13 protein-coding genes are annotated in these 15092 nt (G+C 70.7%); 2 read left to right on the plus strand and 11 right to left on the minus strand.

The annotated features are described in order from the left end of the window. Positions 1-179 precede the first annotated feature (179 nt). Positions 180-848, plus strand: coding sequence for a hypothetical protein (locus WMF42_RS32155; RefSeq protein ID WP_061608431.1), 669 nt, complete (start codon positions 180-182; stop codon positions 846-848). Between the two features lie 30 nt (positions 849-878). On the opposite strand, the gene WMF42_RS32160 is transcribed toward WMF42_RS32155, so the two are convergent. Both WMF42_RS32160 and WMF42_RS32165 read right to left on the minus strand, forming a co-directional pair. After that, complete coding sequence (locus WMF42_RS32160) at positions 879-2489, minus strand: serine/threonine-protein kinase (protein ID WP_437686630.1); 1611 nt, start codon at positions 2487-2489, stop codon at positions 879-881. Beyond that, positions 2473-3090, minus strand: coding sequence for an ECF-type sigma factor (locus tag WMF42_RS32165; RefSeq protein ID WP_061608433.1), 618 nt, complete (start codon positions 3088-3090; stop codon positions 2473-2475). The genes WMF42_RS32160 and WMF42_RS32165 overlap by 17 nt, the downstream gene beginning before the upstream one ends. Before the next feature lie 220 nt (positions 3091-3310). Here WMF42_RS32165 and WMF42_RS32170 point away from each other — a divergent pair, with 220 nt between their 5' ends. Then, positions 3311-4459: an ATP-binding protein gene (locus WMF42_RS32170; RefSeq protein ID WP_437686632.1), complete on the plus strand. Its 1149-nt coding sequence runs from the start codon at positions 3311-3313 to the stop codon at positions 4457-4459. 63 nt (positions 4460-4522) lie between these two features. On the opposite strand, the gene WMF42_RS32175 is transcribed toward WMF42_RS32170, so the two are convergent. From WMF42_RS32175 to WMF42_RS32215, 9 genes are all read right to left on the minus strand, one after another. Then, complete coding sequence (locus tag WMF42_RS32175; RefSeq protein WP_437686634.1) at positions 4523-5083, minus strand: DUF6817 domain-containing protein; 561 nt, start codon at positions 5081-5083, stop codon at positions 4523-4525. Positions 5084-5135: 52 nt separating this feature from the next. Then, positions 5136-6341 carry a cytochrome P450 gene (locus WMF42_RS32180; protein WP_437686636.1) on the minus strand — a complete coding sequence of 402 codons (1206 nt, stop codon included), beginning with the start codon at positions 6339-6341 and terminating at the stop codon, positions 5136-5138. A 35-nt stretch (positions 6342-6376) separates the two neighbouring features. Then, positions 6377-7639 carry an MFS transporter gene (locus WMF42_RS32185; RefSeq protein ID WP_437686638.1) on the minus strand — a complete coding sequence of 421 codons (1263 nt, stop codon included), beginning with the start codon at positions 7637-7639 and terminating at the stop codon, positions 6377-6379. Beyond that, positions 7636-8676: an aspartyl/asparaginyl beta-hydroxylase domain-containing protein gene (locus tag WMF42_RS32190; protein ID WP_437686640.1), complete on the minus strand. Its 1041-nt coding sequence runs from the start codon at positions 8674-8676 to the stop codon at positions 7636-7638. The genes WMF42_RS32185 and WMF42_RS32190 overlap by 4 nt, the downstream gene beginning before the upstream one ends. Positions 8677-8693: 17 nt before the next feature. Then, positions 8694-9866 (minus strand): cytochrome P450, encoded by a 1173-nt coding sequence (locus WMF42_RS32195; protein WP_437686642.1) that lies wholly within the window; start codon positions 9864-9866, stop codon positions 8694-8696. Between the two features lie 409 nt (positions 9867-10275). Further along, a complete protein-coding gene (locus WMF42_RS32200; RefSeq protein ID WP_437686644.1) occupies positions 10276-11919 on the minus strand; it encodes a flavin-containing monooxygenase in 1644 nt (547 codons plus the stop codon). A gap of 110 nt (positions 11920-12029) precedes the next feature. Then, positions 12030-13199, minus strand: a complete 1170-nt coding sequence (locus tag WMF42_RS32205; protein WP_434042422.1) for an MFS transporter — start codon at positions 13197-13199, stop codon at positions 12030-12032. Further along, positions 13196-13741, minus strand: coding sequence for a glycine-rich domain-containing protein (locus WMF42_RS32210; protein ID WP_061608440.1), 546 nt, complete (start codon positions 13739-13741; stop codon positions 13196-13198). Before WMF42_RS32210 ends, WMF42_RS32205 begins: the two co-directional genes overlap by 4 nt. Then, positions 13738-15027, minus strand: a complete 1290-nt coding sequence (locus WMF42_RS32215; protein WP_437686645.1) for a hypothetical protein — start codon at positions 15025-15027, stop codon at positions 13738-13740. The genes WMF42_RS32210 and WMF42_RS32215 overlap by 4 nt, the downstream gene beginning before the upstream one ends. Between the last annotated feature and the right edge of the window lie 65 nt (positions 15028-15092).

A 15092-nucleotide genomic window follows, 5' to 3' on the forward strand; every position in this document is an offset into this window, starting at 1 on the left:
AGACCTCGCCCCGGGACCGCCCCTCGGGCGCCTCCGGAAAAAAATCGACCGACCCCCTGTCGGGTTTTTCTCCCGGCTTCCGGATGACGGGGTGAGGCGAGCAAACAGCGGGGTGAAGCACCCCGGGACCGCTCGCCTGCGCTCAACACCTGACCTGAACGAAGATCCTGGGAGCCATCATGAACCACATCGCCCTCTTCCGCAGCCTCTCGCCCCTCGCCCTCGCCCTGCTCGTCGCCGCCCCCGGCTGCATGGCCACCGCCGCCGAGCCGCAGACCGATCCCTCCGCGGAGGGCGCCCCGGCCACGGACGGCGCGGAGACCGGGAGCGCCGGCGACGAGCTGACTGCCACCCTGTCCCCCGCGGCGATCGATGGCGGCGCGGAGCTCTCGACGGCGAGCGTCGACGGGGACGCGATCCTGTCGACAAGCACGCTCGTCGGCCTCTCCACGGGGTTCTATGTCCCCCCGCGCGTCGGCGGAGACGCCGAGTTCGACGGCCACGGTCCGAGCGTGTCGCTCCAGGTCGAGCTCAGCGTCTTCAACGGCAACGAGCTCTGGGCCGCCGTCTACATGGACGCGCTGGAGACCAAGAGCAACTGGACGCACGCGGAGGGGACCGCCTGGTACCGCCTGCACACAGCGAGCCGCCCGATCGCAGGCGTGGACGGCCCGATCTCCTTCAACCACACGTACACGGACACGGACCACGCCCACGACATCTTCACGTTCGCGCCGGATAACCTCGTCAACACGCTGGATTACGTGGGTGACACGAAGGGCAACGAGGCGGGGACGAAGACGGGCGTGAGGGTCTTCTTCAATCCCATCACCATCGTGACCGAGTAGCAGGGAAGCACGCGCATCGCGGGCGCGGCGCTAATCGAGGTGCCACGCGACGATCGCGTTCGCGAGGGAGCCCAGCACGCCCGCGGCGTAGAGCGCGCGGGCGTGCTCGGGGAACACCGCGGCGGCCGCCGCGCACGCCGCGCAGATCGCGGCCGACAGCCAGCTCGCCTTCCGCAGGCCCGGCGCGGCTGTCGCGTGGATCGCCGCGAACAGGAGCAGGTTGGTCGCGAGCGCGCGCTCCACGGGCTCGTCCGTGATCACGGCGAGCGCCCGGTGCAGGAGCATCGCGCCGAACATCATCTTCACCACATGAACAATCCGCCGGTTCACCGCGTTCCTCGAGAGCGGCCGGCGGAACGCCCGGAGGAGCGAGAGGCCCAGGAGCGCCGTGAGGCAGCCCATCCCGAGGAGGTGCGCGGGGTGGACCACCGGAACGAAGCGGCCCACGCCGACCGTCGCCATCACGACACCCACGGCGCCGATCGCGAGGCCGAAGCGGATACGCTCGCGCCTCGATACGGTGAGATCGATGTCCGAGCTCTTCGCGAGCTGCTCGGCGAGGAAGTCCAGCAGATCGTCGAGCGTCGGCCAGCGCTCCTCGGGGCGCGCGCGGAGCCCCCGCGCGAGCGCGTCCCGGACCCACAGAGGCACCTTCGATCCGGGCGTCGCCAGCCTCAGGAGATCTCGCCGCGCCCTGTCGAGCCGCGCGTGGAGGTCCTCGCCCTCGAAGGGCAGCTCGCCGTAGAGCGCTTCGTAAAGGGTCGCGCAGAAGCTCCACTGATCGCTCCTCGACGTCGCCGGCACGCGCTCGGCCTGCTCGGGAGCCATGTAGGCCGGCGTTCCCATGAACGCGCTCCCGGCCGTGAGGGGCGCATGGAGCGAGCCGCCCCCACGGAGCGAGCCGCTCCCCGGGACACCAGCGCTCCGACCGCCGGCAAGGAGCCAGTCCGCCTCGTGCTGAGGGCGCGCGAGGCCGAAATCGGCGATGCGCGCCCGGCCGTCCTTGCCGATCAGGATGTTGTCCGGCTTGACGTCGCGGTGGACGAGCCCCTCCCGATGCGCCGCCGCGAGGCCGCGGCCCGCCTCGATCCCCGCGGCCAGCACGGCCTCCCACGCGCGAGGCGGCTCGCGGGACAGGTCGCGGAGCGTCCGGCCATCGACGAACTCCATGGCGACGAACACGCCCCGCCCGTGCTCGCCGATCTCGTAGATGGGAACGACGTTCGGGTGCGAGAGCCTGGCCATCGCCTGCGCCTCGCGCACGAGGCGGGACCGACCTTCCGGATCGAACGTGCCCGGCGCGATGAGCTTCAGGGCGACGCGACGGTCGAGCTCCGGGTCGTACGCCGCGTAGACGATGCCCATGCCGCCCTGGCCGGCCCTGTCGAGCACCGTGAACCGCCCGACGCGCGCGCCGGGGCTCAGCGCTTCATCGCGCGCGCGGAGGGCGACAGCGGCGCCGTTCAGGAACCCGTCCGGCTGCGCGCCATCGCACCGGAGGAGGCTCCACACCTCCCGGAAGAGCTCCGGGCGGCCCGCGCACCGGGCCTCCAGGAACGCCCGGCGATCGTCGTGGGTCGGCCGATCGATCGCTGCCTCGAAGAGCGCCTCTACCTCGCTCGGATCAAGGGGCAGGCTCATCTCCGCCGTGCAGCGCCCGGTAGAGCCACGCCTTCGCGAACCGCCACTCGCGCTCGACCGTGCGCGTCGTCACGCCGGAGAGCTCGGCGATCTCGTCCTCGGTCAGGCCCGCGAAATAGCGCAGCATCACGATCTCGGCCTTGCGCGGGTGCTCCTGGCCCAGCTTGCGCAGGGCCTCGTCGAGGGCGATGAGGTCCTCGAAGGGGAGGTCGATCGCGAGGGGCAGCGCGTCGAGGGCGTCCTCGGAAGCGCGCTCCTGGTCGCCGCCTCGCTTCTGAGCGGCCTTGCGGCGCGCGTGATCGACGAGGAGGTCGCGCATGGCCTGCGAGGCGGCGCCGAAGAAATGGGCGCGGCTCTGGAAGCGGGCCTCGCCTTCGCGGAAGAGCTTCTCGTAGGCCTCGTGGACGAGCGCGGTGGGGCCGAGCGTCTGCCCGGCGCGAAGGTGGCGGACGCGGGCCAGGGCGATGATCTTGAGCTCGGCGTAGACGGCGTGGAGCAGGGCGTCCGCGGCATCCTTCTGGCCCTCCTGCGCCGCGTGGAGGAGGACCGTGATGCCCTCGCCGGCGCTCGGCCGGGGTGCGCGTCGATCGCTCGCGTTCATGGGGGTGCGCCTCGCTCAGGCCGGAGCGTACACCAAACGGCCGGGCGGAGGAGCCCGACGGCGCGCCGCGCCGCGGCGGCCCGGAGCGGGACGCTCGGGCGCCTGCACGCCTCGTCCGGTGTTCTCCCGGGTGGCATATCAGGGTGCACCGCGATGGCGGGCTGCGCTTCGCCGCACGATGAAGCGCGCCTGCATCGCAGCGAAAACCAAGGGGGCTCATGTGGCCCAGCCATTGTCGCGCGTCACGCTCCTGCTGCGTGAACGGAAGGACGAGCTCCTACGTGAGTGGACATCCCGCCTGCGGAAGGATCCGAAGATCCCCCAGGCCTGCGAGCTCGACGACGAGGATCTGAGAGACTACACCCCGAAACTCCTCGACGACCTCATCGATTCGCTCACGCAGCGCGCACAACCAGGCACGCCGGGCGGAGCAAGCGGCCAGGAAATCGGCAGCTCGGAGTCCGCCAAGCTGCACGCCTCTCATCGACTCGCCCAGCGCTACACCCTCGCGGAGGAGCTGCGCGAGCTCGGCGCCCTTCGCGCCGCGATCGTCGACCTGTGCGAGCGGGAGAGGGTGCCCCTCGGCGGCGAGGAGGCCCAGCTCGTGCACTCGGCGCTCGACGAGGCGATGGTCACCGCGGTCGTCGAGATGGAGCGGGCGAGCTCCGCGGAGCTCCGCCGTGACGTCGTGCTCCGCGAGCTGTTCATTGCGATCCTCGGGCACGACCTGCGCAACCCGCTCTCCGCCATCCGGTTCGCCGCCGCCTCCCTGCTCAAGCGCGAGGACGTCGCGGGCGTCGTGGCACGACTCGTCCAGCGGATCGCGGCGAGCAACGAGAGGGCCCTGCGGATGGTCGAGGAGATGCTCGACCTGACGCGCATCCGCTGCCACGACGGCCTTCCGCTCGAACCGAAGCCGGTCGATGTCCACGCGATCTGCCGGCAAGTGATCATGGAATTCGAGTCCTCCCACCCGGAACATACCATCCGCCTCGACGCCCAGGGCGACGGGCACGGCGTGTGGGATCCGGGCCGGATCGGGCAGCTCATGTCGAACCTGATCGGCAACGCTGTCGACTACAGCCCCCCGGAGGAGCCGGTGCAGGTGAAGCTGCACGGGCAGGAGAGGATCGTCGTGCTCGAGGTGAACAATCGCGGGATCCCGATCCCGCCCGATCTGCTGCCCGTGATCTTCGATCCGTTTCGTCGGGGCGAGCAGCAGCACGAGGACCTGCGACGATCGAAGGGGCTCGGGCTGGGGCTCTTCATCGCCAAGGCGATCGCCTGCGCTCACGGAGGCTCCATCCACGTCACGAGCGCGCTGGACGAAGGCACCACGCTCCGCGTCGTGCTCCCTCGTTCGTCGTAGCGCGGTCCGCTCAGGCAAGGTGCCGCCGGATCGAGGACCCGGCGGCCCGGCGCAGCGTGACCGTCACGCGTGCTGATGCTGGCTCGCCTGCTCGCCGAGGACGGACTGGCAGTGCGCCCAGGCGCCGTCGCTGAGCAGCGGGCGCGTGCGGCTGAACAGCTCGAACAGCTCGGCGCCGTACATGGCGCGGAAGCCGGGGTTGTGGCTGGCGATGTCGACCTCGTTGGCGGCGGTGATCTCCATGAGGCCGCGGAGCCGATCGTCGCTGGGGGTCTTGACCTCGCTGGTGAAGCGATCACGCCACTGCTCCGACGGATCCATGAGCCGCGGATAGGTGTACTCGCGATCGCACGCGCCATAGAAGTAGACGAGCTCCTCCGCGTAAGTACCGATGATCGAGGCCACGCGCGGGCGCTCGTCGAGCGAGAGCATCGTGTAGAACGGATCGGGCGAGCCGTCGGGCGCGAAGAGCGCATGCAGGAGCCCCGCCTCGCGGATCTCGTCGCTCGCGCCCCACTTCCGCAGCATCTGCTCGACCCGGAGGAGGTGGGCCAGCAGCGTCCCTCCCGGGTGCTTGACCGTTCCTGCCCCGAGGGACACCAGCAATGCGACGCTCTGTTCCATGATCAACCCTCCAGACAATGTCGATGCATCTCGATGATGAAATCCGGGCCTGTCACCACGCGACGGGCAGCCGGTACAGGCCAAAGGTGCGGCGGTCGTACTTGAACGGCAGCGCCTCGACATCGCCGACGATCCGCAGCGCCGGCAGCCGCTCGAACAACGTGCGGTAGCCGATCTCGAGCTCCGCGCGCGCCAGGTTCTGCCCGAGGCACCGGTGAATGCCATACCCGAACGCGAGGTGGTGGCGCGCGCTCCGGTGGATGTCGAAGTCGTCGGGGCTCGCGAACGCCCGCTCGTCGCGGTTGGCGGACGCGCCGAGCACGAAGAGGCCCTCGCCGGCGCGCACGCGCTGGCCGCCGATCTCGATGTCCTCGAGGGCCACCCGATCGAACGCAACCCAGTCCACGATGGAGTGGTACCGCAGGAGCTCCTCCACCGCGTCGGGCCACAGCGCGGGCCGGGCGCGCAGCTCGGCGAGCGCCCCTGGGTTCTGGAGGAGCGTGAACACCCCGAGCGAGAGCATGTTCGCCGTCGTCTCATGCCCGGCCACGAGCAGGAGGAACACCACGCCCACCAGCGCGTCGTGCGACAGCTCGCCTGTCGCGCGCCGCTCCGTGGCCAGGCGGCCAATCAGGTCGTCGCCGGGGCTGGCCTCGGCCGCCGTGACCAGATCATCGAGGTAGCCCCAGAGCTCCGTGCGCGCGCGGATCGCCTCCTCCGTGCTGAAGAAGCCGGCGATCATCCGGTTCGTACGCGACTGGAAGACCTCGCGATCCTCGTACGGCACGCCGAGCAACTGGCAGATGACCAGGGTCGCGACTGGGAAGGCAAACGACTCCACCAGATCGGCCTCGCGGCCCCGCGATATCGCGTCGATGCGCTCGTTCACCACGTCCTGAATGAACGAGCCCAGCTCGCGGATGCGCCGCGCGCTGAACTCGCCCGCCAGCATGCGCCGGTAGACGTCGTGCTCGGGCGGGTCCATGTCGATGAACTGCCCCGCCTGCTCCCGCGCCGTCCCCGCCATCGCCGCGAACGGATGCCCCGGCCGCGTCGGATCGGTGCTGATGCGACGATCCGTGAGCACGTCGCGCGCCTCGGAGTGCCGCGTCACGACCCAGATCGGCGGTCCGTCGCGGAACGACACGCGCACGAGCGGCGCCTTGTCGCGCAGGGATCCGTACTCCGGCGGCGGCGCGTACGGGCAGCGCCGCGGCATGGGGAAAGCCGGGAGGTCCTCTTCTTTGATGCGATTCATTGTGTGGCTCCCTGGAATCGATAGATGAGCGCTCATCAGGCGGGCTCCATCGACGCGCTGGGCAGGTCGCGCATGCGGACCAGCGGAGAGAGGAGCAGCGGCACGAGGGAGAGCAGCAGGCCGCCGATCCCCATCCACAGCGCCGCGCGCACGCCGTACCGCTCGCCGAGCGCGCCGCCGAGGAGCGAGCCGAGCGGCATGGTGCCCCAGACGAGGAAACGCATGGTCGCGTTCATCCGGCCGAGCAGGCGCTCGGGCGTGATCGCCTGACGAAAGCTGATCTGCGAGACGTTGTAGACAACGATGCCGATCGCCTCCACGAACGTGCCGGCCACGAAGAACGCGAGCCCCGCCCCCGGCCGGGTGAACGGGACGAGCAGCGCGAACGGCTGAAACAGGAGCGGCCCGAGCCAGATGATCCGCGCCGAGCCGACGCGCCGGGTCAGCGGCCCGACGACGACCCCGCCGACGAGCCCGCCGAGCGCCCCCGCCGCCAGGAGCACGCCGTAGACCTCGGGCGGCAAGCCCAGCTCCCGGAGCAGGAACAGCGCCTGCACCGCCAGCGCGGAAGAGAAGGCCATGTTGGCGAGCGCGGACCGCAGCGCGATCATGCGCAGGATCGGGTGGCCGAGCACGAAGCGAACGCCCTCGCGGATCTCGCCGAGGAGGCCGCGGGCGCGGGCGCGCTGCGGCGCCGGCTCGGCGGCGTCGATGCGGCCGAGCAGCAGCGCCGAGCAAACGAAGCTCACCGCGTCGGCCACGATCGCGACGGGCGCCGAGAGCAGGTTGACCAGCCAGCCCCCGACGCTCGGCCCCGCGACCTGCGCGCCGGAGTTGACGATCTCCAGCTTGCCATTGCCGTCCACGAGCCGATCCCGGTCGACAAGCGTGGGGACGTAGCTCTGGTAGGCCACATCGAAGAACACCCGGGCGACGCTCACGCCGAGGGCCACCACGTAGAGCTGCAGCAAGCCGAGCTTGCCGAGCCACCACGCGACAGGGATCGAGCCGAGCAGCGCGGCGCGGATCAGATCGGTGTGAATGAGGATGGAGCGCCGGCGCATCCGGTCCACCCACACCCCCGCGGGCAGCCCGATGAGCACGAACGCCGAGGTCTGCGCGGCGAACAGGAGGCCGACCTGGAACGGCCCGGCGTCGAGCGCCAGGATGGCCACGAGCGGCAGCGCCACCAGCGTGATCTGGGTGCCGACCTGGCTGATGGTGTCGGCGCCGAACAGCAGCATGAAATTGCGGTGGCGGAGCAGGCTCGGCGCCGCGATCGTGGCCGTCGGTGTCACGAGAGCCTCGCGCGCTCCGCGGGCAGATCCAGCACCCGCGTCTGGTCCCCCACGCGCGAGCGCAGCGTCACGATCGGCGCCCGGGTCGGGTCGAGCGTGACTTGCACGGTCCGCTCCAGGGTCCACCCGGCGAAGCGGAACTCGCCCTCTCCCACGTGCACGAGCGAGAACGCAGGCTCGCCGTCGATCACCAGGACGAGCCTGTCGCCGCGGACGTCGATCGCGGCCCGCCGCGTGCGCGGCGCCGTGAGGAACGCGCCGTCCGGCTCCTCGAAGGAGTGGAACGAGCTGGGCATCTGGAAGCTGCACCGGCACGCGTCGCGCTCGGCGCGGGAGAGCCCCACGGCCGGCGCCGCGAACAGCGTGCTCGCCGCGACCGCGGGCGACAGGAACTCCGCAGGGAAGAGCTGCAGCAGCTCGGGCGTGGGGTGGCAGTCGATGACCAGGTGAATCCGCGTCACCGGATCGCTGTTGCGCACGAGGTGCGGTCGGGTGAAGTCGGCATACCAGACCTCACCCGGCTGCCAGCGGTGGGTCTCCTCCTGGATGGTGAGGATCGCTCCGGGGGTCGTGACGATCGGGACGTGCAGCCGGACGATCCCCCACGGCAGGCAGTGCTTCGTGTCGTTGTGCACCGGGCTCGCCGCGCCCGGCCCCAGCGATTGCAGCCGCACGCAGCGCAGCGGCGCCGGGATACGCGCCAGCACCTCGGCCAGGTACGGCGCCTCGCGCAGCCACGGCGTGTCGGCGAACTCCTCGAGCGACGGGCCACCCGGGTCGGTCCGGTCCGGATCGCCGCCGATGCTGCGCAACGGCAGCTTGCGCCAGTCGACGTCGGCGCCGCGGCTCACGCCCTCGCCGGTGAGGATCGTCGGCTTGGACCACTCCCTGGCGCGCAGCGCGCTCACGTCGGCCAGCATCCGCTCGACGTCGAAGCCGAGCGAGAGGCGCGCTGTCGCGGGCAGCCTCGCGAGGATGGGCGCCAGCGGCCAGGGGTCGAGATCGCCCGTGCTCTTGTCGGGCGGCAGCGTGTTCATGGGGACAGCGCTCGTCATCATGCGGCCTGGAGGGTGAGGGGTAGACGATCGGGATAGCGGACCGTGGCGCGGCGCTGCCGGCGCACGGGCCCCGCGAGGCGCAGCGGCGCGCGCAGCCGGAGCATGCTGCCGACGAGCGCTTGAAGGACGATCCGCGCGAGCTGGGTCCCGGTGCAGGCGTGCGGCCCCCGGCCGAAGGCGAGGTGTCGATTCGGCCGGCGGTCCAGCGTGAGCTCGTCGGGCGCGGCGAACTGCTCGGGATCGCGGTTGGCCGCGCCGAACAGGAGGAGCACGACCTGGCCGCGCTCGATCCGCGCCTCGTCGATCGTCGTCGCCTCGAGGCAGATGCGGCTCGTGCCCTGGATGGGCCCGTCATAGCGCATGAGCTCGTCGACGCCTGTCTCGAGCAGGCGCTGGTCGCGCAGGCGATCGAGCGCGTCGGGGTGCTGGAACATCGCCAGGACCATGTTGGACGCCGCGGACACCGTCGTGCTGAAGCCGGCCAGGAACATCACCCGCGCCGTGCTCCACACCGCGGCCTCCGGGACGCCGGCGCCGTGCCGCTCGTCGAGGACCTGGGCGAGCAGCCCGGGCCTCAGCCCGTCGCCTACCCACGATTTCATGAGCTCGTTCATCTGCCCCCGGGCCGCCAGCGCCGGGCCGATCGCCTCGGGGACGAGCGCGGCATCCATGGCGCGCTCGACGGCGTCCGACAGCGCCACGATCGACCCGATCGCGGGCGGCTCGACGCCGAGCAGCCGCGACATCGCGGTGAGCGCGATGGGGCGCGCGACGTCGGCGGTGAAGTCGAACGACGGCGCGTCGGCGAGGCGCGCGAAGGCCGCGGTCGCCTCCACGCCGACGAGCTCGCCGAGCCCGGAGATCGCCTGTTCACGCAGCGCATTGGCGAACAGATCGCGGATCGGCGTGTGCTCGGGCGGGTCGAGCCCCTGCAAGCTGGGGTGCTCCGCGCCGGGGGGCGCCTCGTGACCGGCGCGCCGGGCGTCGCTGGCGAACCTGGCCGGATCGCGCAGCACGGCGATGCAGTCGCGGTAGCGAGTCAGGACCCACGAGTCGAGTCGATCGTGCCATAGCACCGGGCACGACGCGCGCAGGCGCGCGTAGATCGGGTATGGATCTGCTACGGCTTCGGGGGACAGCGGATCATAGTCGATCGGGCTGCGGGGCATCGGGTCCTCTCGCATCGGTTTGCTCTCACAAAGAGCGAGGGGGCCAAGCCGGGATGCGACTTGGCCCCCTCTGGTGGCCTGTAGATTACCAGCAGTACTTCATGGGGCCCTCCTTTTTGCGAGATGTCGCAAGCAAGAACGGAGTCGAAGGTAAGCGGCAGCAGGTCAGTCGTCAAAGACAATCGCCATGTCGAACGCCGACATCGCAGCATCTCGACGATCGGGCGTGAGCCACGTCGACAACCGTGCGCTCCCATAATCAAATTATGTCACGCGGCCACGGAACACAGGTGCATTATCGGGTCACGTTATGATTTGTTAAGTTGCGTGACGCTCTGTGAAGACGCGCCCGGCGTTCGTCCGGAACGAAAGATCCCCGGCGCCCCGCGCGGCGGCCCGGTCGATGTCCTCAGCGCGTCCTCGACAGGCGGAAGCCCTCGTATCCCTGGGCCGCGACGGCCTCACACGTCTTCCGGTAGGCGCCGACGCCGCCGGCATAGGGCATGAGGACGCGCGGCTTCCCAGGGATGTTTGCGCCGATGTACCAGGAGTTGGCCAGAGGGTAGAGCGTGCCGTCGGCCACCTCCTTGACGTGGTCAACCCACCTGTCCTCGGCTTCGGCGGTGGCCTCGATGCGATCGACGGCGCGCTCGCGCAGGAAGGTGAGGCAGCCCGCGATCCACTCCACGTGCTGCTCGATGGAGACGATCGCGTTGCTGAACACGGACGGGCTGCCGGGGCCGGTGATCGTGAACAGGTTGGGGAACCCGGCGATGGCGATGCCGAGGTAGGTGCGGGGGCCGCCGGCCCACTTCTGCTTCAGCGACGCGCCGCCGCTCCCCCGGATCTCGATGCTGGTCAAGGCGCCCGTCATCGCGTCGAAGCCTGTCGCGAACACGAGGCTGTCGAGCGCGTGCTCCGCGCTCCGCGTCCGGAGCCCCCTGGGCGTGATCTCCTCGATCGGCGACGCCCTGACGTCGACCAGGGTGACGTTGTCCCGGTTGAAGGTCTCGTAGTAGCGCGTGTCGACGCAGAGCCGCCGGGTGCCCAGCGGATAGCCCCGCGGCGACAGCGCCTCGGCGACGGCCGGGTCGCGGACGGTCGCGCGGATCTGGGCTCGGACGAACTCGGCGGCGGTCTCGTTGGCCTCCCTGGAGCGCATCACGTCCGAGAACGTGGCGAGAAAGCCGGTGCCGCCCTGCTCCCACCGCGCGGTGTACTCGCGCTCCCTCTCCTCGGGCGACACCTCCAGCGCGGACTTCGGATTGACCTCCATGATGACCCCGGCGCGCGTCTCGCGGGCCTTGCGCCGGTGCTCGGGGTAGCTCGCCTTCATCCGCGCCTCGTGGGCAGGGTCGATGGGCGCGTTGCGCGCGGGCACGCTGAAGCACGGTGTCCGCTGGAAGACGAAGAGATGACTCGCCTGCTCGGCGAGGGCGGGGATGACCTGGACGCCGGTCGAGCCCGTACCGATGACGCCGACGCGCTTGCCGGTGAAGTCGACGCCCTCGTGCGGCCAGCGGCTCGTGTGGTACGCGTCGCCCTCGAAGGCCTCGATCCCCTGGACGTCGGGCCGCTTCGCGACGGACAGGCAGCCCGTGGCCATGATCAGGAACCTCGCCGACACGCGGGCGCCGTCGTCCGTGGCGATCGCCCACCGGCTCGTCGCCTCGTCGAAGGCGGCCCCGGTCACCCGCGTCCTGAGCTGGATGTCCCGGCGGAGATCGAACCTGTCCGCCACGTGGTCGAGGTACCGCAGGATCTCCGGCTGGGTGGCGTACCGCTCGGTCCACCTCCACTCCTGCTCGAGCTCGGGCGAGAACGAATAGGAGTAATCCAGGCTCGCTATGTCGCAGCGCGCGCCCGGGTAGCGGTTCCAGAACCACGTGCCGCCCACCCCACCGCCCGCCTCGTAGACCCGCGCCGCGAGGCCGAGCTGGCGCAGGCGGTAGAGCATGTACAGGCCCGCGAACCCGGCACCGACGATGACGGCGTCGAAGCGGCAGGCACGCTCCGCGTCGTGTTTCGAGCAGCTCGACTCCGATTCTGACATGATGTTGGCCTCCCTCTGCACATGGGTGTGCGCCCGGGCGCCCCGCGCCCCGCGCGATCCCCGAGAAGATTCGTGTCGCGGCGCGCCGCGTCGCGCGCCGCCGCCGGACCTCAGGCGCGGTGGACGTCCCAGGCGAGCGCCATCAAGCCCAGGACGAGCGCCAGGCCGAGGGTGAGCAGGCCGCTCCATCCGAGCGCCGACAGGAGGGCTCCGGACGTGAGCGACGCGACGCCGCTGGCAGCGAACACGCACAGGTCATTGACGCCCTGCGCGCGAAAGCGCTCCGGACCCGGGCGGCTGCGCGCGACGAGCGTCGTCGCTGTCACGAACACGTAACACCACCCGACCCCGACCAGCGCCAGCCCGACAAGGTGCCCTCCGAAGCCCGGGAGCCAGCTCACGAGGAACCCCACGAGCAGGAACAGCAGCCCCAGCCCCTGGAGCTGCGCGATCGACGCCCGCTTCAGCAGGGCGCCCACCGAGAGCGAAGGCAGGTACATGCTCAGCAGGTGCGCCTGGATGACCCAGCTCGCCTCCTGCACCGAGGTCCGCTCGACGCCGCACATCTGCAAGGGCGTCGGCACCATGATCAGGCTCATCACCAGGAAGGCGCCGGCGCCCATGGCCACCATCGGCCAGTACAGCGCGCGGGCGCGCGCGTCGGGCGCGGCCGAGGCCTCGGCGACGAGCGCCTCCTGCGGCCGGTACGCCACGAACGCGAGGGCCGCCAGCGCCTGGAGCCCCGCCAGGATCATCAGGGCGCACGGCATGTAGCTGGACGTCCGCCCCTCCAGCAGGCCGAAGAGCGAGACGCCGGGGACGATGCCGGCGGCGCTGGCGAGCTGGATCATGGTCAGCAGGCGCGGCGCCCTGCCGCTCGGCTGCCCTTCCAGGATCGCGAACCGATACTGCTGCACGAAGGCGCCTTGCAGGCCGACGCCGCAGACAGCCGCGCAGAAGAGCCATAGATCCGACAGCTCCACCGCCCGCGCCGCGAGCGACAGGCAGCCGGCGGACAGCAGCGCCGCGGCGATGAAGCAGGGCCTGCGCCCGAAGCGGCGCATCATCTGGCTCGCCGGCCAGGTGCCCAGGGCCGACGACAGCACCAGCACGGCCACCGGCAGGGTCGCGAGCCGCATGTCCATCGCGAGCCGCTCGCCCACCAGGCTGCCGGCGAACTGGATCGCGACCACGCCCGCGATCCCGAGGACCTGACACAGCAGCAGGACCAGCGTGTTGATCGACGTGGCCGGCGCAGCCCGCAGGGCCCGGCGGATCAACGGACCGGCTCCGCGTCGGGCCGCGCGGCCTTGTCGTCCGCGCCGACCGCCGCGATGGCGTCGAGGGAGAGGCCGAGGTGCTGGTGGAGGAACCGCACCATCGTCCAGTGCGGCAGCGCGCCCTCGTCGAAGGGGCCGAACGCCTCGCTGTACAGGGGTATCCAGCGCAGCGCCTCCTCGATCGCCTGCTCCCGGCTCGGCTGCGTCTCCTGGTAGTCCTCGTACGGCAGGCTGCGGTGATGGATGAAGAAGCGCCCCGGCAGGCGCTCCTCGCAGAGCTCGCGGTACTCCCGGGTCTGCAGGATCAGGTAATGCCATATCTCGTCGATCGCCTGCTCCACGGGCAAGAACAGCCCTACAAGCGGCTCCGGGTGGCGCGAGATCAGGTACAGGTACCTGAGGCACTCGATGACCTGGCGTTCGACGAACGCGGGCTCCTCGCCGGTGGTCTGCGCGAAGTGCCGCACAACGCCGGAGAAGAGCGCCTCATCGAGCAGCGCCTTCAGCGCGTCGGTCGTCACCCTCGGTTCTTCGGTCGTCACTGGCCACCTCGCTCCGTCGTCTCGCCGTCCTGGTTCAACCACGCATACTTGCCGGATTTGCCGATCGCGATGTGCGCGCGGTGCTCTAGGGCGCAATCGAGCCCGGCGCCCTCCAGGATCTGCTGGCGCAGCGCGCGCGCCGCGGCCGGGTCGATGGGCCCGTCGTCGAAGGTCGTGTACAGGAGCCGCGCCTGCCGGGTGCCCTTCGGGTGAAGCTGATAGAGGAAGATGGACGGCGCGGCGGCGGCGATCCAGTCGTCGAGGTGGGCCTGGGAGATCGCGCCCCCGCGCTCGATCCACAAGAGCTCTCGCTCGCGCCCGCAGAACCGGCGGATCCGGAGCGGGTCGGGGGAGCCATCGACCGTCTCGGCGCAGTCGCCCGATCGATACCGGATCAGGGGCATGTACGGGTTGCGCACGCTCGAGACGATGATGCTGTGGATCGAGCTGCCCTCCGCGACCGGGATCAGCTCCAGGTGCATCCTGTCGAGGTAGGGCCAGTACCGCCCGTCACGATCGCTGTAGTACATGTATCCCAGCTCGGTGCTCCCGAACAGGTCGATGACCGGACACTCGAAGTGCTGCTGCAGGAACCGCCGCACGTTCCTCGGCGTGAACTCGTAGGCGTGAATGATGCTCGCCGGCCTCGGAAAGCGGGGCCACGCCCCCCAGGCCTGCGCCTTTCGCACGAGATGCGCGAGGTGGAGGCTGTCGCAGTCGAGGTGGTACAAGCCCCGCGGATGCGCCTGCTGGACGGCGGTCATCTCATCGAGCATGCGATCGACGTCGCCGCGGTCCCAGAGCGCCGGGTCGAGCCGCAGGTTCAGGTAGAGCGTGCGCGCGTCGAGCCGACGCTCGTCCATGCTCGGCAGCGCCGGCAGGCCCGGGAGCGCCGGCGCCTCGGCGCCGCGCCTCTTCGCGTTGAGCCGCGCCACGTGCTCGGTCGCCAGCACCGTGGTGATCGAGACGCGCTGGCAGCCCTGCTGCCACGTGACGGCGACGTCGGGGTGCTCGCTCCACAGCCGGTAATACGACCTGAGCAGGAAGAAGGGCGGCCGGATGATCTGCATCCGCGCGTGGTTGGTCCCGGTCGACAGGACGAACTCCGCCTCGCCGGCCCTCAGCGCCTCGGCGAGCCGCGGGGTCATCCAGTTGTCCGGAAAGCCTCTTGCGATCTCCGGCTTCTCGAGGATGGGAAAGGAGCCCTCCTCGATCGACCGGCGGTAGATGGGGATGTCCCTGACCTGATCGATCATCTCGGCGAGCGTGTGTCGATGGGCGTCCATGGTCGAGTCCAGGAGGACGGCCGAGCAGGCCATCAAAAGCGTTGCACCCATGGCCCGGGCGGCCG

The organism is Sorangium sp. So ce176 (assembly GCF_051519835.1).
Taxonomy (GTDB): Bacteria; Myxococcota_A; Polyangia; order Polyangiales; family Polyangiaceae; genus Sorangium; species Sorangium cellulosum_G.